14 protein-coding genes are annotated in these 17,593 nt (G+C 68.6%); 9 read left to right on the top strand and 5 right to left on the bottom strand.

Going from position 1 to position 17,593, the window contains the following annotated elements; genetic code table 11:
* Nucleotides 1-128 precede the first annotated feature (128 nt).
* Nucleotides 129-1,466 (bottom strand): EamA family transporter, encoded by a 1,338-nt coding sequence (locus tag ACQPXG_RS09900; RefSeq protein WP_433467333.1) that lies wholly within the window; start codon nt 1,464-1,466, stop codon nt 129-131.
* An 811-nt stretch (nt 1,467-2,277) separates the two neighbouring features.
* Between ACQPXG_RS09900 and ACQPXG_RS09895 the strand changes: the two genes are divergently transcribed.
* Entirely contained in the window at nt 2,278-4,122 is a 1,845-nt protein-coding gene (locus ACQPXG_RS09895) for a glycoside hydrolase family 15 protein (protein ID WP_433467332.1), read from the top strand.
* Between the two features lie 794 nt (nt 4,123-4,916).
* Here the strand turns inward: ACQPXG_RS09895 and ACQPXG_RS09890 are convergent.
* Nucleotides 4,917-6,389, bottom strand: coding sequence for a hypothetical protein (locus ACQPXG_RS09890; protein WP_433467331.1), 1,473 nt, complete (start codon nt 6,387-6,389; stop codon nt 4,917-4,919).
* Between ACQPXG_RS09890 and ACQPXG_RS09885 the strand changes: the two genes are divergently transcribed.
* On the top strand, nt 6,383-6,622 hold the full coding sequence (locus tag ACQPXG_RS09885; protein WP_433467330.1) for a hypothetical protein: 240 nt from the start codon (nt 6,383-6,385) through the stop codon (nt 6,620-6,622). The two genes, ACQPXG_RS09890 and ACQPXG_RS09885, sit on opposite strands and share 7 nt — an antisense overlap.
* 530 nt (nt 6,623-7,152) lie before the next feature.
* Here ACQPXG_RS09885 and ACQPXG_RS09880 read toward each other — a convergent pair.
* Together ACQPXG_RS09880 and ACQPXG_RS09875 are read right to left on the bottom strand one after the other, a co-directional pair.
* The gene (locus ACQPXG_RS09880) at nt 7,153-7,440 is read right to left on the bottom strand and encodes a hypothetical protein (protein ID WP_433467329.1); all 288 of its coding nucleotides are present in this window, start codon (nt 7,438-7,440) and stop codon (nt 7,153-7,155) included.
* On the bottom strand, nt 7,433-7,876 hold the full coding sequence (locus ACQPXG_RS09875) for a hypothetical protein (protein ID WP_433467328.1): 444 nt from the start codon (nt 7,874-7,876) through the stop codon (nt 7,433-7,435). The genes ACQPXG_RS09880 and ACQPXG_RS09875 overlap by 8 nt, the downstream gene beginning before the upstream one ends.
* A 233-nt stretch (nt 7,877-8,109) precedes the next feature.
* Between ACQPXG_RS09875 and ACQPXG_RS09870 the strand changes: the two genes are divergently transcribed.
* The 7 genes from ACQPXG_RS09870 to ACQPXG_RS09840 all read left to right on the top strand — a co-directional run bounded on the left by ACQPXG_RS09870 (nt 8,110) and on the right by ACQPXG_RS09840 (nt 16,261).
* On the top strand, nt 8,110-9,489 hold the full coding sequence (locus ACQPXG_RS09870; protein ID WP_433467327.1) for a hypothetical protein: 1,380 nt from the start codon (nt 8,110-8,112) through the stop codon (nt 9,487-9,489).
* On the top strand, nt 9,486-10,085 hold the full coding sequence (locus ACQPXG_RS09865) for a YdcF family protein (RefSeq protein ID WP_433467326.1): 600 nt from the start codon (nt 9,486-9,488) through the stop codon (nt 10,083-10,085). The genes ACQPXG_RS09870 and ACQPXG_RS09865 overlap by 4 nt, the downstream gene beginning before the upstream one ends.
* A gap of 457 nt (nt 10,086-10,542) precedes the next feature.
* Nucleotides 10,543-11,556: a hypothetical protein gene (locus ACQPXG_RS09860; protein ID WP_433467325.1), complete on the top strand. Its 1,014-nt coding sequence runs from the start codon at nt 10,543-10,545 to the stop codon at nt 11,554-11,556.
* Nucleotides 11,557-11,733: 177 nt separating this feature from the next.
* The gene (locus ACQPXG_RS09855; RefSeq protein WP_433467324.1) at nt 11,734-13,098 is read left to right on the top strand and encodes a CAP domain-containing protein; all 1,365 of its coding nucleotides are present in this window, start codon (nt 11,734-11,736) and stop codon (nt 13,096-13,098) included.
* A 139-nt stretch (nt 13,099-13,237) separates the two neighbouring features.
* A complete protein-coding gene (locus tag ACQPXG_RS09850; protein ID WP_433467323.1) occupies nt 13,238-14,581 on the top strand; it encodes a hypothetical protein in 1,344 nt (447 codons plus the stop codon).
* Nucleotides 14,582-14,791: 210 nt separating this feature from the next.
* Nucleotides 14,792-15,466, top strand: a complete 675-nt coding sequence (locus ACQPXG_RS09845; RefSeq protein ID WP_433467322.1) for a hypothetical protein — start codon at nt 14,792-14,794, stop codon at nt 15,464-15,466.
* A 495-nt stretch (nt 15,467-15,961) separates the two neighbouring features.
* The gene (locus tag ACQPXG_RS09840; protein ID WP_433467321.1) at nt 15,962-16,261 is read left to right on the top strand and encodes a hypothetical protein; all 300 of its coding nucleotides are present in this window, start codon (nt 15,962-15,964) and stop codon (nt 16,259-16,261) included.
* A gap of 281 nt (nt 16,262-16,542) precedes the next feature.
* Here the strand turns inward: ACQPXG_RS09840 and ACQPXG_RS09835 are convergent, their stop codons facing one another.
* Entirely contained in the window at nt 16,543-17,532 is a 990-nt protein-coding gene (locus tag ACQPXG_RS09835) for a hypothetical protein (protein ID WP_433467320.1), read from the bottom strand.
* Nucleotides 17,533-17,593: the final 61 nt, after the last annotated feature.

Raw genomic sequence — 17,593 nt, 5'->3', positions numbered from 1 at the left:
CGGACTCGGTGTTCACGGTGTGCGGAGACGATGGTCTCCGCACCCCTGCTCCGCCTCTTGGGCGGTGTCTCCCCCCTTAGGGCGGTGTACGTCCCGCTGCGGGGGCGATGTGCCTGCCGCGACCGTCGCTAGGACGTCGTGGTGGGCGCCTTCTGCTTCTCCTGAGCGAGACGAACCCCTTCCCTGGCTGACCCGACTGCGGCATTGGCGGCCTCCTCCTTGGCAGTGGCGTTCTCCGCCTCGGTGCGGGCCCTCTTGGCTCCCGCCCGTGCCTTGTCAGCGGCGTCCTTGGCCTTCCCCGCGTCGGCGCTGGCCTTCGCGAGCCTGGCCTCGGCGACGTTGAGTTCGGCCCGGGCGACGGCCTGCTCGCAGTCCGCGAACTCCTGGGTCAGCCGCTCAAGCTGCTCCAGAACCTCGCCGCGCTCCTTCAGAGCGTGCTCCAGGACGGCCTCGGGCGTGGCCGACGACAGCTCGATGAGCGGAGCGTGGCCCTTGCCCTTCAGGTTGAGGCTCATGTTGGCGACCGCGGTGGCGGACACCGTCATGACGACGAGCCCCGCCCACTGGACGACGTCCAGGCGGTCACCCAGGAAGGCCACCCCGACGAGCGTGGCGATCACCGGGCTCGCGGCGAGGAACACCGCGTACACGGCGTCCCCGGCGAGCTCGCGCGCCGGCATCTGGATGATGCGCGGCAGGGTGTTGTTCAGCAGCCCCACCACGACGGCCCAGATGATGATGGGCCAGTTCATGAGCGGAGCGAAGCCTCCGGTGGCCCAGGCGACGGCGCCGGCGAGAACGCCGACGATCACCAGCGACCACGCGATGGCCTTTTCGGTGTAGACCCGTCCCGCCCCTTGGATGAGGCGGTCCGTGACCGGCAGGAAGAGCGTCTTGGCCGCCCCGGCCCCCACGGCGCAGAGCACGCCCAGGAGGAAGTGGTCTCCCTGTGCCGTCCCGTCCTGCTGGACGAGAAGGACGACGCCGACCGCGAGGGCCGCCGCGAACAGGGTGAGGACGGCGGCGCGCCCCCTGTGTCCGCTCCGGATGCCCCAGACGACGGGGACGATGAGCGGGATCGCGTAGTAGATCCCTCCAGCGATGCCGAAGGGGATCGAGGTGAGCGCGAGGACGAGCAGTGCTTTGTCCCCCGCGATGGTCACGAAGGTCAGCAGGGCCAGCCTGCGCGACCCCGCCGGCCTTTCGGCGGCGCCCTCCGGCGCACCGGCCCCCCGCCCCCTCCGCCACCGCGCCGGAATCGGCAGGTAGATGCGAAGGAGCAGGAGCAGTCCACCGATGGTGGACTCCAGGAACGTGGCGTGCTGGACCTGCAGCGGCCCGTTGGGCTGGATGAGCTGCTGGTCCAGAACCGCCTTCCCCCCGGCCGAGCTGAGCCTGTCGAGGCCGCCCAGTAGCACCCCGAAGCCGGGGTGTCGCTTACGTGTAACAGCAGTCTTGTTTGTCATTGTCGGAACTCCTCATGCGAGGTGCGCACAAGGGGAACCGGTTCGCGACCCGGCTCCCCTTGCGTCGCACCGCTGAATGGGCACGACTCCGTGGAGCCGGGATCGTTCGCTAACGATCGTCGGGCATGGCCGCTCAGCTGCGGGAACATGCAGGTTGCCGCCCGGTGAACAGGCCCTTACGAACTGTTGATCACGCTCGGCCGGGCGCTGGGCCGCGTGGTGTGGGCGCTCTCGCTCGGAGGCGGCGGCGCCGGGACCGCAGAGAAGGGCACACGGAAACGGCGGGCCGGGTTTCCGACAGAACTTCTCGAAAACCGGCCCGCCGTACTTATTGACATTACCTACGACCTTAGGTAATGGACATGCCTTCGCCACACGCGGCTACGAGAGCATTCGCCGGCCGGGTGGCATCCTCCAGCGAACTCTTCACCGGCTAATGCGAGGGCCATTCAGATTAGGCCTCAGACAGGTGACAATTCTGTATCGCCTCTGGTCCTTCTTCTGCGGCTGTACGCCCCCTGGCCAGGTCAGACGGTCGCCAAATCAGGCCCAGGGTGATCAACGCCCGCGCATCCACACCTTGCCTTGCACCTCCGCCGACGCACTGCGGTTGCGTTTCCCAGATGTTTCGGGACTGTTAACGACGTTCGGCGAAATCAGTCGTCGAACCAGTCCGTGAGCCCTAGGGGACACGGATGGAACGTTTCAACCCAAAGAAAGGGGGACTGGCACCATGTGTCAGAGTCCCAACGAGCAGCGTGGTCGGTGGCGGTCACCGGCACCCGACGACGTTGCCGTCATCTCCAACGGTTTGGGGGAGCTCGCTCTCCTCGACCGTAGGGGAAACGTCACCTCGTGGTGCCTCCCGGACGCCAACGGCGTCCCGGTGACCCACGAGCTGTACGACGCCGAGTGGAGGACCGCGTTCAGGCTCGGCCTGGACGACAAGGAATTCCCTGTCAGCCGACGGATGCAGGACACGTCGCACACCCTGGTGTCGACGTGGTCGACTCGCACCGGACTCGCCCGGGAACGGGCGTGGATGGTGGGGTCTCCGCGTTCCTCCGTCCACGGCCAGATGGCTCGCCTGCTCCAGTGTGAGCGGGGGACCGTCAACGCCCGCCTGGATCTCCTCCTGCGCTACGGCCACAAGGGAGAGCAGCCGGTCCGATGGACCGTCCTGCGATCCCGGGAGGGCCGTCTGGAGGCCATGGCGAAGGTGGGGAGCATGAAGTTGTTCCTCGTCACCAACATGGCACTGACCCCCGAGTCCGGCGACGACCTGACCTCCGTCACGGGCCACTTGGCCCTGAAGGACGGGGAGATCGCCTACGTCTGGCTCGGGTGGATGGACGACCCCTCACCGGCGACCGTCGAGGACGTCGAGAGGCTCCTCAAGGAGTCGGAAGAGGGGTGGTTCGAGTGGGTCCAGGAACTGGAGATCCCCGACAACGAGTACGCGTCCCTCGTCAGGGCGTGTGCGATCTTGCTTCGGGGTCTCGGCCACCGGGCCGGGTCGTTCTACGCGGCTGCTTCGCGCAGCCTTCCGGAGGACGACCCGCGGGAGGTCAGCGTGCCGAAGCGCACGTGGGACTACTTGTACCACTGGTTGAGGGATGGCGGACTCACCGTCTCCACCCTTGACAGCCTGGGAGACCGCGAGGTCCTCCCGGCCATCGTGCGGTGGTACAACAACCTCCCCGATCTGCGCCACAAGGCGAAGATCATGTACGGCCCGTACGGGGAGGACGTGGCACTGCGCGGTGAGCACATCGTCACCGGGCTGGGCCACCGCGGTTCCATCTTCCGCCACGGCAACGGGGCGGGAGACCAGGAGCAGCACGACCGGTGGGTGTACCCGCTGGAGCACCTCTGGCGCCTGGCCAAGCGGGGAACGTTCGACCTGGGCCTCACGCAGGCCCTGGCCGATCAGGCCGCGGAAGCCCTGTTCCAGCCGTGCTCCGGAGTCTGGGAGGTCCGTAGGCAGGCCGGCGAGGACCTCGTCGTCTACGCCTCGGCCCAGGTTCTCGTCGCGCAGGCCCTTTACTTCGCCGCCAGGATCTTCAAAATGGCGGGGAAGGACGAAGAGGCCAACCGCTACGCGAAGCTGGGAGCCAAGGTCAAGCCGTGGCTCCTCAACGAGTGCGTCCGGGACGGCGTCATCATGGCCGCACCGAACCTGCTCGTCCTGGATTCGTCGATCCTCCTGGCCATGCTCATGGCCCAGGACGTCTTCAACTTCGACGACCCTGCGGACAAGGAGCTGGCGCGCGCCACGGTGTACGCCATCGACGCGCCCGACGACGAGCGGGACCCCCTCAGGGGACTGCGGGTCGGCGATGGCCACGTGAGGTACCACGCCGACCAGTTCGACGACGGGATCTCGCCGGACAAGGAGGCACGGTTCACCAACGTGACGGGATGGGTGGGGCGTACGTTCCTCCGTCTCCACGAAGTGGAACGTGCCGACGAGGTCATGGGCGAGCTCGTGGCCGGTCGCAACGACGTGGGTATGTTCACGGAGGAGCGCACGGTCTACGGTCGCGGTATCGCGAACGCCGACCAGGCCTACCCGCTCCAGGAGGTGATCACCTTCCACCTGGAGCGCGCGGACCTCATCGCGGCCCAGGCCAGGTCCGAGTACGTGGCCGTCTAGGCCCGTCACACCGGTCCGCGCCATCAGGACCGGACCGGTCCAACTGAATCCGTCGGGCCGGTCCGGTCCTTACAGCCCGAACCGGTTCCGACCACAACAGAACAGCAATGCACCGGCTCGTGCCCCTCGGGGCGCGGCCAGTGACGCAACCGCAACAAGACCGGCTCGTTCCTCCCCAGGAGCGAGCCGGTTTCTTCTTGGTGCCGCCGATCCCGGTCTGGTCGGAACCGAGTCCTGTCGCGCAAAGAAGTACGGCCGGTCCTGGGCAGGACCGGCCGTAGCGACTTGCTGGTCGGCGGGGGTGCCCCCCAGACGCCGACTGTTCGAGCGGAACGGGGGCCAACCCGTCCGCTGTGGTGCTGAAGCGGAGGGGAGGGCCACCCCCCTCCGCTTCACACGGAGACCGACGGCGATGTTGCTGCCGTCGTCCTCCGTGTGTGGTTCCGGACCTCGCTCGGCTCGGACACGTACGGTTCGTCAGTGCGAAGTGGGACGGCCATCCCTCCTCACAACCGACGACCGGTGCCCGCCTGAGCTGACGCTACGGTTTGCCGAATGCGAAGTGGGCGGCCATTCCCTCTTCGCACCCTGCACACCGCTGCATCAGCCGAGGCCGACGCCGTGGTTTCGCCGAAATGCGAAGGAAGGTTGGCCGTTCCTTCCCCGCATCCGACTAGCCGCGACATCTGCCGAGGCCGACACCACGTTTCGTCGAATGCGAAGGAGAAAGGCTGGCCGGCCTCCTCCTCGCACACGACTACACGCAGTGCCGGAGTGGACCGGTTCCTTGAGTCCTACACGGCGGCGGGACCGCCGCCGATGTCCACGCTACTCGCCTGCCTCACCTTGAACGTGCCGTCGGTGAGGCCGACGTTGATCTCCCCGGCGTCCGAGATCGACACCGGGACACCGCCACGGACGACGGAGATGTTGCTCCCGCGGAAGCCCGTGAGGCGCCCGTCGCGGACCGTCAGCTCGCCGACGGTCTCGATCTCGGCCGACATGTCGTCGTACCGGTAGGTGAGGCCGCCCACGTTGTGGACCTGGACGCCCTCCGCCGTGATGTCCACGCTGCCGATGGAGGCCAGGTGGACCTTGCCGCCGCGGTTCGCGGAAGCCGGCTCCTCAGGGAACTCCCCCATGTACTTCGCCCAGGGGTGTTCCGTGGTGATGGGCTCAGGCGACCGCGTCTCCCAGATCCCGGTGTCCTCACGGACCCCGCGCTGGTCGATCGCCTCAGCGAGCCCGGCTTCGGGGACAGCCGGAGCCTGCTCGGGGACAGTGGCGGCCTCCCCAGCGTCGTTGATCTTCCTCTGGACGCGAGCCGTCCAGAAGGCGAAGACCGAGACGCCGAAGATGCCGATCCAGTTGACGAGCGACAGCTCCTGGTTCCCCTGGATCCACCCGAGCCGACCACCGACGTCACCGATGATCCCGGCGACGACGGGGCTGAACGCGAACATCAGGCCCAGAGTGCTCCCGTGGAGGTACTTCTTGGCCCTGTTGGTCAAGAGGATCCCCGCGACGAACACGCACAGGCCCGCGGTGGCGCCCCGCAGGAAGACCTCCAGCAGGGAACCGGCGGTGAACCCGCCGGGCACCCAGCTGTGGCCGAAGAACAGGCTCGCGATCACGGCCACGCCGATGATGATCGGCGCGGCGCGCTTGTTGGACGCGAGCATGCCCTGGTCCAGCTTCTCCTGGGCCTTCGCTTCCGTCTCGCCCTTGGCCCAGATGTCCTGGGCCTTGGGGATGTTCCAGAAGTGCCACGCACCGCCGGCAGCCGCGAAGAGACCGAGCACGGTCGTCCAGGAGGCGTCGTTGAAGAGCTCCCACCCTTCGGTCGCGACGACGATCCAGCCCAGCACGCCGAGGCGCAGGAGGACCGGCGTCCAGCGGCGCTTCCTGATGTCCTCCAGGAGCCCCACGGACACAGGTCCCAGAGCCATGACGGAGCTGGCCGGACCGAGTCCGATCATCAGGCCGGCGAACGGCCATCCGATGTTCACGGCCAGGTTGCCGCCCGTCACCCGTCGGATCGCGACCCTGTCGGCCGGAGTCCACTCGGAGGGCCGCCCGTACCTCCGGTACGTGACGAACCAGAGGACCGGCGTGCCGATGCCGACGATCCAGGCGCTGGCCTGCAGCGCCCACATCCCGGTGGTGGAACCGATACCGATCTGCTGGAACCCGAAGAGGAACAGCATCAGGGCGACGCCGATCCACATCGGACCAACCGGCGACCGGCTGGTAGTGGTAGATGACATACGTCACCGACCTCCTTGTCTTTTTGTTGGGTACCACCCGGCCGCGCCGGCCGGAGTGGTCTTGTTTCGCCTGCCCTCCGATGGGGCGAGACGAGCCGACTGTCGAATCGGCACAGTGGACCGTCCTGAAACACCGGGCGATGGCAACTCGCGTGCTGCAAACAGTGGTCCACGCCAAGCTCGCCTCGCAGGAAATGCGCGCCGCGGCGATGGCCGGCGCCGACACCGGATGACCCGCGCGCGACGCCATGCCGCAGCAGCAATCTCGGCGCTCCCTGACGGCATTCCGGAGGCTGGCGCATTCTCGATCGACCTGGCCGAGGATCCGCCGTACACGGCGACCTCGCTGCTGCTGGCAGGGCAGTCACGGGAGGCCGTGGCCGCCACCGGGTCATCGCGAGCATGTGACGCCCGGCGGCGCACCCGATGTACAGCACCCCCAGCCCCGCGGCTGCGGCGACGGCCTGGCGCTCGCAGGCGAGCCACCCGTCCGGCTGGGTGAAGTACCGGTACGCGTCCTCGACGGACACGAACCCGTCGTCGCACTCGATCACCTGCATGCGGGTGCCGCGGCGCGGGCCTGCCTCGTAGGGAGATGGGAGGACGTTCGCGCCGCGCGGCGCGCGGCGCGCGGGGGGTGGCGCGGCGGGGCGGGCGGCCCGGGCATGACCTACCAGAGCCGGGCCCGGTCGCACGCGGGGCCCTTCGGCCCCGCGCTGGTCTGGACCGGAGCAACACCGCCGGGGGCAGGGGCACCCCCGGCTTACGGCTGGGGCGTCAGATAGCCGGCGATGATGACGGCGGCGCCGGTGAGGTCCTCGGCCGTGGTGATCGGCTCGTTCCACGACGTCCAGAACCACATGCGCCCACGGTCGCTGTCACGCCCCCGGCAGATCACCGTGTCCGCCGGTCGCGGGCCGCTCTGGTCTTCGCCGGCGGCGGCGATCACGATGAGACTGGAGCCGCCGAGCCGGGTCTCGAACTGCTTGGCGTCCAGCACCGTTTGGAGTCTGGCGAGGTGGCTGTAGGCGGGAACCGGCTTCTCAGCCATCGATCTCGCTCCACATTCCCAGCCCGGACATCATCCGATCGACGGCCAGCTCCGGGTCGTCGATCGGCGCGAGCTCGACGCCCGTCGTCCACGAGTACACGCCACGCCGGGCGGCCACGACGCGCAGGATCCCGGCGCGGGTCTGGGTGGAGACCGTCAGGCCGAAGATCTTGGCGGTCAGGCCCCGGGCCCGGAGGGCGTCGCGCAGCGCGAAGATGGCGTGACGGCAGTCGAGACGATCCACCTCGTCCAGTGCCTCGCGAAGTCCGCCGTAGGACGAAGCGCCGACGGTCATGGGGCCGCCGTGCCCGCCCTTGCGGGATGCCCGATAGGCCGGGTCACCCGGACCCGCCTCAATCTCCCAACCCTGGAACTCGGCGCGCAGATCGGCGAGGTCCAGGCTCGCCGAGTCCTCCGCCTTGGGTACGTTGCCCATAGCCGGACTCCATTTCCGGTAAGGCCCCGGAACACCGGCGTGCGCCCGCTGGCCGGGGCCGTCTTGTGTGGACGGCGGGTCCCGGCTCCCATTTGCTCGGCGCGAGGCTCCGCCTGAAGCCAGTGAATCCATGTCCTACGCCACGGAGATAGGTGACAATGGGCGTCACGAAGAGGGCGACAAAGCCCTTGTCACCCTTGGCACCTCGGCCCTCTCCCGGAAGGGTCCGCGACATGAACGAGTCCGACCGTCCAGCCTGGGCGATTCGCCTCGAATTCGAGCGCGATCAACGCGGCTGGGGGAAATGGGACATGGCGCGCCGGCTGTTCGCGGGCGTGGGGATCACGCATCCCGAGACCAAGCAAGTCAAGGCTCTGGCCAGGCAGATCTCGCGCTGGGAGGCCGGCCTGCACTGTCCTCGGCACTGGGCGGTCGCCATTGCTGCCCTGTTCGGCGTTGCCCCCGATGACCTGTTTCCTCCATTGCCGGATTCGGCGCGGTCGGCCACTCAGCACTCTGATCCGGACGACGACTGGGGGCGGGTGAGCGAACTGCTGCGCCGGGTTTTCTTAAAGCAGGGGATCGCATTCACCGCGCTACCCATCATGGGCCAGGGGCATCGCGTCGTCCAGGCGATGGAGATCCTGGGCGGCGATCATCTCAGCGGCGTCGTGAACAACCTCGGCGAACTGATCGACCACTACGCGATGACGATCTGCGCCCTGCCTCCGGCAGAGGTGTCCGACGAGCTGCTCACCGTCCGGTCGTACGCCAAGGAGTTGCACGGCCGCTCGGACTCCTCCCCGCGGACCGCCGATCTGGCGCTGGCGGCGGGGTGGCTGTCGCACCTGCTCGCCGTCGCGGCCTGCGACATGGGCGAGCACGCCGCCGCGCGGCTGTGGTGCTCGGACGCCGAGCGCCGCAGCGAGGAGGCCCGGTACCCGGACCTGGCCGCCTGGTCGGTGCTGACACGCGCGATGATCGCGTTCTATCAGGGACACTCGCAGCATTCGGCGTCGCTGGCGGCACGCGGCCAGCAGATCGCCCCGATGGGCACCGTGGTCCACGCCAAGCTCGCCTCGCAGGAGATGCGCGCCGCGGCGATGGCCGGCGCCGACGACCGGATGGCCCGCGCGCGACGCCATGCCGCAGCGGCAATCTCGGCGCTCCCTGACGGCATTCCGGAGGCTGGCGCATTCTCGATCGCCCTGGCCGAGGATCCCCCGTACACGGCGACCTCACTGCTGCTGGCAGGGCATTCGCGGGAGGCCGTGGCCGCCACCGGGCGCGTCATTTCGACCGTCTACCGGCCTGAGGCGCGCCAACGCGGCGAGCACCCGTCCGGATATGCGCGCTCGCTGCTGATCCTGGGCCTCGCCCACGCTGAGGTCCGGCAGCTCGACGAGGCCGTCGCCGCCGGGCATGACGCGCTGGCCGGCAGTCGCCCGGCCTGGCCGACCATGGTGCTGGCCAAGCGGCTCGATAGGGTCCTGGCCGAGAACTTCGCAGGCGCCCGCCAGACCGCGGACTACCACGCCCGCTACCTGGAGGTGTCCGCCCTCCCGGCGGGGGGCGGCCTGCCGCCGGCCGCCATCGACGAGGATCCTGGATGACCGACGTCAGCCCCGAGCAGTTCCCTGCCATCACCCGCTTCGTGGACATCCAGGCGCCGCCGCCGGACGGCGAGCCCAGCGCGTACTTCCTCTTCGGGACCAACCAGGTCCCGCCTGTGGACATCGCCGCCGAGCGGTATCATCAGGGCGTCGCACCGCTGATCATCGCGACCGGGGGCGTCAACCGGCACAACGGCATCGTCGAGGGCCAGGTCTTCCGGGAGCGGCTCATCGAGCGAGGCGTTCCCGCCGACGCCATCCGGGTCGAGGACCGGTCGGCTGACACCTGGCAGAACGTCGAGCACGCGCTGCCGTTCCTGCGCGAGGCGCTCGCGGCCGGACTGACGGTCACGGCCGTGTCCAAGTGGTACCACCGCCGCGCGATCAACGTCATGAAGACCGTCGCGCCCGAGGTCGGCCCCTTCCATGCGATCGCCTGGGATCCGGTCTACTCCGGCAAGCCGGTTACCCGGCAGGACTGGCCGAGTATCCCGGCCGGCAAGCGCCGAGTGATCCGCGAATGGGATGAGGTCTCCCGCCGCGTCGCCGACGGCAGCTTCGCGGCTGCCGAGCGGTCCGACGACGCCTGGCGCTGACCGCCTCCCGAAGCGTCCCCGAAGCTTTCCCGGTCGGCCATGCGCGCCGGCCCGCCTACAGTCCATGAAGCCCGCTCAGGGCGCTGCCGCCCGGCCCCCTGGCCGCGTTTGCCGTTCACGCCGATGGCGTCTGACAGCCACGCGGCGATGCCAATGATCATCCATCCGGGATGAGTTCCGCCCAGTTGGCGTCGGTGCGCCGGGCGGCGCTGGCATGGACACGATCGCCCGCCGAGACTCCGGCACACGCGCGACCCGCCTGCGGATTACACCTGTGTTGCGTCCGGCTCCTGGTCAGGGACGGTCTCTCCCAGTGGCGGCATGCGGTCGCCACGAACAAATCATCCGAGTGGCGTGCAAGACGAGGGCGCCACAAACAAAACGAAAGAGGTGTGCCCTTATGCGTAAAGGGGTGCGCGAAGTCTCGGGAGACCGGGGCTTCCAACACACCGCCTTGATGGCGGTGCTGCGGGTGATCCAGAACATCCTGGGTCTCACCCGCCTGAACTCGGGAGCCGACGGCGTCGCCTGCTTCACCGTCAAGACGACGGCGGGGGAGGTCGCGCTGAAGGCGATCCTGCGGAACATCCGTCGGACCATCCTGCTGGTGGATCTCGACGGGAGCTTCTGGTGGCCGGTGAGGTGGCCGAAGTGGCCCCACATCCTGTGCCAGGTTCGCAGGCTCTTCTCCCTTCTCGGCAAACGCCGGCTGTTCCTGATGGCCTACCTGACTGGACGGGCCGTCGAGCAGCTCAAGATGTTCGGGATGCTCCTTCCGGGGGTCGTGGCCTGGTGCCAGTTCGGCGCCCAAAGGTGGCAGGACGGCAACCAGGACGACCTGCTTCCGGTCCCGGCCGGGCTTGCCGAAGCGATCTCGGTGCTGGAGAAGAACAAGAAATACAGTGTCGAGCAGAAGACCCACGCGGTCGCCGTCCACTGGACGGCGGACGCCTCCGAGGACGAGGTCGAGCAGCTGCTCGACCAAGTCCAGGCGCTGGCCGTCAAGTACGGTCTCGCGTGCCACCCGGGCAACCTGGTGGTCGAGCTCAGCCCCATGGGGCTGAGCAAGAAGGTCTCGGCCGCCGCCTTCGCCCGGCAGTACCTGCCGGCCGAGGCGATCGAGGAGTTCGTGCGGGGGTTCACCCCCGCCGAGCGGGAGGTCTACGAGCAGATCTGGGCGTCCCTCGGGGCATCCGGTAACAGGGTCGTTCCCTCCGGGGACTGGCCCTACTTCGTGTACATCGGAGACAGCGCCCCTGACGAGGGCGTCTTCCATGTGCTCGACTACCTGCGCGACCTGGGCATTCCCGTCCTCAAGGTGGCCGTGAAGGGGTACAAGCCCCTCGAAGACCAGGCCGACATCGTCGTCGACGGTCCGGCCGGTGCTCTGCTGTTCGTCCAGGAGTTGGAGTTCCACACGGCTCCCTGGTGGATGCGGTACCTGCGGCGTCGCTTCGGCCTCGCCGCCTGACACAACCCCCGGCTTCCAGCCGGGTCCGAGGACCCCCGGACGCAACGTCCGGGGGTCGCTCATTTGCCGCTTCAACACATCTTCGTACGGTCCTTGACGAACCCTTGTGTTCGCTCGGCGCGGTCGTCTGGAAGCTCGTCCTTCCGTGAGGACGACCCCTTTGGACGGGGGATTGCGATGCGCGACCTGGTTTCCGGCGGGAACCTTCCGCTGCCCGACGGCACGATCTCGATCGAGGTGCAGGGGCCCTTCGATCTGTCCGCGTTGATCACGGGCGATGACCGCAAAGTGAGCGGCGACGAGGACTTCGTGTTCTTCAACCAACCGTCGGCTCCAGGAGCCAGCCTGCGGCCCGGAGCGGTCGTGGTCGATCCGCCGCGGCTGCGGGCCGGGGCCAGCCGGGTCACGGTGGTCATCAGCGCGGCCGACCCCGGGACTCCGCTGAGCGGCCTGCCCGCCCCGGCGCTGCGGGCCGTCGGGAGCAACGGTGCGGTGGTGGCCCGGTTCACCCCGCCGCGTCCGGGGACCGAGACCGTTCTTCTGCTTGTGGAGATCTACCGGCGCGGCGCCACGTGGAAGCTACGCGCCCTCGGCCAGGGGTACGCCGACGGCCTGGCGGGGCTGGCCCGCGACTTCGGTGTCGACGTCTCCGACGACGGCAACCAGGCGCCTCCCCCACCACCGCCTCCCCCTCCGGCCGCGGCGCCGCCACCGCCGCCTGCCGTCAGCCGTCCCGTCCGGCCGCCGGCCGCCGTCGCCCACCTGAACGGCTTCGGGCACCACGCCAGCACCTTGCGGGCCAGGAGCGGGCTGCCGCCCATCACGCTCGACGGCCGGCTCACCGCGGCCGCGCAGGCGCACGCCGCGGCCATGGCCGCGCAACGCCGGCTCGACGCCGACGGGCCGGACGGCATGTCGGTCTTCGACCAGGTCAGCATGCACGGTTACATCTACCTGACCATCGACGAGCAGCTCGTGTCCGGTCCGCGCACGCTGGAAGAGTTCATCCAGTACTACCTGGACGGCGGGCAACAGGTGGAGGCCCTGCGCAACGGGGATCTCTGTGACGTCGGTATCGGCCACGCGTCCGGGAGGGGCCGCGACCGCGACCTCTACTGGACGGTGCTGTGGGCGACACCGTTCTCCCCGGCTGGCCGGACGCGGTTCGCCGCCGAGGTCGTCTCCCTCACCAACGCCCAGCGGGCCGCCCATGGGCTCCGGCCGCTGGCCGACGATCGGTGCCTGACCGCGGCGGCCCAGGCGTACAGCGAGGACATGGCCGCCCGCCGCTTCTACTCCCACACCTCGCCCGAGGGAACGCAGCCCTGGGACCGCGCCGCCGCGGCCGGCTCGACGCACCTGGGCATCGGCGAGAACATCGCCTGCGGCCAGCGCTCGCCCGCCGAGGTCGTGCAGGGCTGGATGGACAGCCCTGGCCATCGCGCCAACATTCTCAAGCCCGACTTCACCCACATCGGGATCGGCTTCCAGGGGGGCGGCAAGGCGGGTACCTACTGGACGCAGCTCTTCGGGTCCGTATAGGCGACCGAAAGGCCACAAGTTCCTCTTCCGCGTTTGCCGACCGCGGAGAATCCGGCACGGTCATTCCTGCCTGGTCGTCGAACCGGGCCGTCCGCACGGAGCGTGCGGGCGAAGGACAATCCAGAAGGAGGGGTGACACGTGTCATTCCCACTCAGGCGCTACTTCGCGCAGCCCTGGGGCCAGGAGGTGCCTGACATTCCGCAGGTACTCAGCCAGGTCACGATGGCGGCAGGCGAGACCCACGCCGGCCTGCATCGCGAGGTCGGCGGACCGCGCCGGCCGCTGCGGGGCAGTTCGCTGGACGCGCGCCGTCGGTTCGAGTCCCTCGTCGAGGGGCTGAGCCTGCACGGCATGGTCCCCAGGAACGAGGTCGTCGTCGACAGCACGGCGGGCGGTCCGGACGGCCTCGTCTTCGCCGGGTCCTCCAACGGCGCCGACGTCGACCACTGGTGGGTCGGAGGCGACCTGAAGCACGCGTTCAGGACCGCCCCCTTCATCACGCTCCTCGTGGGCGCCGGCAGCCTGCGCGGCAGGCGCCGTGCGGTCGCGCGGACACCGGAGTCCACGGTCCCGCTGGGCCGGCTGACTTCGGGGCACGTTCTGAAGAGGATGGACGAGCGCATCGAGTCCATCGGCTTCGGATCCAAAGGCCATACCCTCGGGACACGGGAGTCGTTCTCGCTCCTCGCCGGGGCGGTCGCCCAGCTGGTTCGCGCCCTGCCCACGGACGGGCCCGCGGTCCGGCTGCGATTCCGCGTTCCCACAGTGGAGCACTGGCTTCCGCTGCTCCCCGCGCTGCACGAGGACCGCGTCCTTCCGGACGTTTGCACCACGTGGTTCGAAAGGACGAGGCGAGACCGGTTCCTCTTCGAGACCGGGTTCACCGGCCTCCTGGCAGAGATGCTGGGCAACGACTGGCACCGTGTACAGGTGGTCTCCGACGACGCGCTTCATGTCGTCGGCAAGCACCTCGAAGCGGCGGTCCTCCGGGGTGAGAGGCCGGTCGTGGCCGACCTCCTCGTCAGTCTGCGGAAAACGGGCGGCCTCTGGGGGTCCGTCCTGCATCCGCGCACCAGGGCGGCGATCCGGCGCGAACTCGAAGCCGAGTGGCGGCTCGGGTCCGAGGATCCCTCGGACCTGGAGGGCCTCAACGGCCTCGTCAACATGGCCGACGTCGTCAACCTGATGACCTACGGCCGCGAGGGCCTCGCCATCGTGGTCGACGAGGCAGGTGCGGCAAGGCGCATGATCGGCCTCGCCGAGCGCTTCGCCCGGCGTCACCCGGACGAGGTGCCGCCGATGATCGCGATCGGCAAGCAGGGGAAGATCTTGGGCGGGACGCCGGGGCCGTACGGCCCCTTCGCCCGGTTCCGAGGGAACCCCAGGAACATGATCGTCCTCGACTCGGGCGACCCCTCCCAGGGCAAGCTGGTGCCGAGCGGCGACGTGTTCCGGGAGCTCTACTACCCCTATGCGGCGTGACCGCATAGGGTGAGCCCCACATAGGTGTCCCGGTGGGAGCGGCTTCGAGCCGCCCCCACCGGGACACTTTTTTGTGGGCCCCTGATCGTTTCCCCCTCGCCTCCGACGGTGACCCGGTTGCCCTTCGGCATCCGCTTCGCACGGTCGTCATTGCCTGCCGATTCCTCGGGACCGGCAGATCCAAGCCGCAATCGAAAAAGGGAGACCAACGTGTCAACACCCGAATCCATCAGGGCTCTCGCGATGCGAGCCCTGTGCACGCTCCTCGCATGGCTCGTCGTCATCTTGTCCGTGTTCGGCATCTCGATGGTGCTCGCCACGGGAAGCCCGAACAACGCCATGGGCATGATCACAGCGGCGACGAACGTCACGGCCCTGCTCTTCCTGGGGGCCCTGCGCGTTCCGCGCGTCCGCGGGATCGCGGGAAACCGGAAGGTCGGCTGGGACGAGATCGTCGCGAACTGGTCGATGTTCCGGGAGGAGATCCTCAAGGTCGCGATCTTCCCCACGGTCGCCAACCTGTTCTGGCTGACGGCGTTCAACCTGCTCGTGCACTCGACCAGGGCGGAGTCGGCGGAGAACTGGCCGACCGACATGCTGATCGCCCTGCCGCTCATGGGCGTGGCCCTCGACTGCTACTTCATGGCCTGGAAGACGATCCTGTCCATGCGACGCAAGGCGGTCCGCGGCGGACGTCACCACCCCGCGCTGGGTGTGGTGCTCGGAAGCCTGCTCACCGCCCCGTACAGCCTGCTGGCACTGGCCCTCGGCGCTCTGGCCTCGGCCATCACCTGGCAGGTCCTCATCCCCTGCGCCATCGCGGGAACCACGACGTTCTTCGCGGCGCTGATCACCCTCCGGGCGGTCCCCGCGGCGAAGAACTGACGAATGCGCTGAAAGGCGCACCCACGATCCGGGGTGAGGAGGAGCGATCCTCCCTACCCCGGTTCTTGCTTCTAGCGCACGGGGCGGGCCTCGTGGCCTTTACCATCGCACGGCGGCCCGCGACTGCCCGCGATCACCCGCTGAGAGGTTTGTTCCGAAAAACCCGCCACCACTACAACGCGCCGGACAGCGGCTCCCACGCCGACGTCACTCCAGACGGAAGTGCCGCAACGACGCCGCCGAACTCCCTCACGGCCGCCCGACAGGGCTGCTCGGCGAGTCCAGCCAGATGCGTTGCCCCTCCAGGGTCACCCCGCACCGGGATGCCTCCGGTTTACCGGCCGCCGCCTAGCGTTCCTCCACGTCGGGGTACAGGGCCTGATCTCGAACCACTGATGCTCCCCCGGGCGCGAGTGCCATGCGTTGCCATGCCTCGTTAAGACCGGACAGTAGCTGTCACAAGGCTAAACAAACCAAACGAAAAGGTGATTTCGCATGGAACAGCCGCTTCTCGAACGGCACGAGGCCATCTACGCACTCAGCAAGATGGGCCTGCGTTCCAGCAACGTTTCCGTCGCAGCCGACCTACTCCTCGGTCTGATCGCTACCGCGCAGGCTAAGGCGACGCGGGACCCCGCCTATGCGGTCGTCTTCCAGAACCGACTGTCCCTTGGCATGCAGGGCGTCCTACTGATACAAGGGGGCATTTCGGTGGACGACGCAGAGCTCGTCCTCATCCGGAGGCCGATCATGGGGACCATCTACCGCGTAAGGATCGTGTTCGGCGACGAGTAACACGAAGTCCCGCTCGGCCTAGGTGTTCTGGGTGGGATCTGCACTTGGCGGGAGGGTGGGTCGCCACGACCTGCCCGCCCGCCCCTCTCCTTCTTCCAGGACAGCACGGTTCGTTTGATCGCGGTGATGTGCCCGCTTGTGCTCAGCCGGCTGTAGAGCCCAGGCCTGGCGGGGATCGGCGCCGTGATCGGGATCGTACAAAAGCAGAAGCGGGGACGGAGTGGTGCTCCGGCCCCGCTTCAAAGGGTGGTCAGCGGCTCATCATGACACCGCGGACCAGATCAGGCACTGAGCGGCGCGTTGTCGGGCTTGTCGCCCTTCAGCGTGACGCGCAGTGCGGCTGAGACCACGACCGCGATCCCGACCCAGACCCACGTGTCGGGGAACTGGTTGTCGGAGAGCACGCCCAGGGTCACACCCAGCACACCGATGAGCGCCGCGAGCGGGGAGTCCAGCAGGTACAGGACACCCGTGATCCGGTCGCTCACCTTGCCGGTGGCGAGGTCCTGGATGACGGCGGGGAGGGTGAGCGCGAGCACGCCCGCCACCACCGAGATGCCGATGACCTTCAAGGAGAGCGCCACCTCCATGCCGCCGCCCATGTACCTCCCGGCGACCCAGACGGTGAAGACGGTCAGGGGGACCGACACCAGGTTGGCCACGGCCAGCCCGCCCTTGGTCTTCTCCGGGTCCATCTTGCCGAAGACGCACACGATGTAGTTCCAGAAGCACACGGCCGCTGCGACCGCGGCGACCAGGCCGATGGCCGTGTCGGCGTCGAAGTCGTCCAGCCACTTCCACGGCTGGTTGACCAGGACGACGCCGCCGAAGGCCGCCGCACGCAGTGCGATCTGCTCCCAGGCCCACATCTTGACGGGACGTGACTCGCCCAGGCTTCGGAGGATGCCGGGGTTGTCCGGCTTGCCCCAGAAGCCCACGAACAGCGGCCCGAGGGCCGTGATCGCGGCGGTCACGCCGAGTCCGAGCTTGGCGACCGCGATGACGTAGGTCACCCCGATCACGCTGTTCGAGACACCGACGCGGATGACCGATTCCCACATCAAAGAGCCGAAGTCCCTGACTCCGAAGCTCCCGTACATGCGGGCGTACCCCAGCAGCAGGAAGCTGCCGAAGACGCTCATCCACAGCGCCGCCGCCAACGAGTCGACACGGCTGCTCAGCGCGAAGCCCGACTGCTGGATCAGCAGTTCGAGCACGATCAGCCCGCCGCCGACCAGACGTAGGCCGCGGGCAGTTTTCCCCTGTGACATAGAGGGATCCCTTTGCGTCGCACCCCGGCCGAACCGGGGCGCAGGTGGTGGTTCCAAGGAA

Origin of the sequence: Spirillospora sp. CA-128828 (assembly GCF_050945415.1) — a bacterium.
Taxonomy (GTDB): Bacteria; Actinomycetota; Actinomycetes; order Streptosporangiales; family Streptosporangiaceae; genus Spirillospora.
Note: the sequence above shows the minus strand (reverse complement) of the source record. Positions and strands in the feature narration are given on the sequence as shown.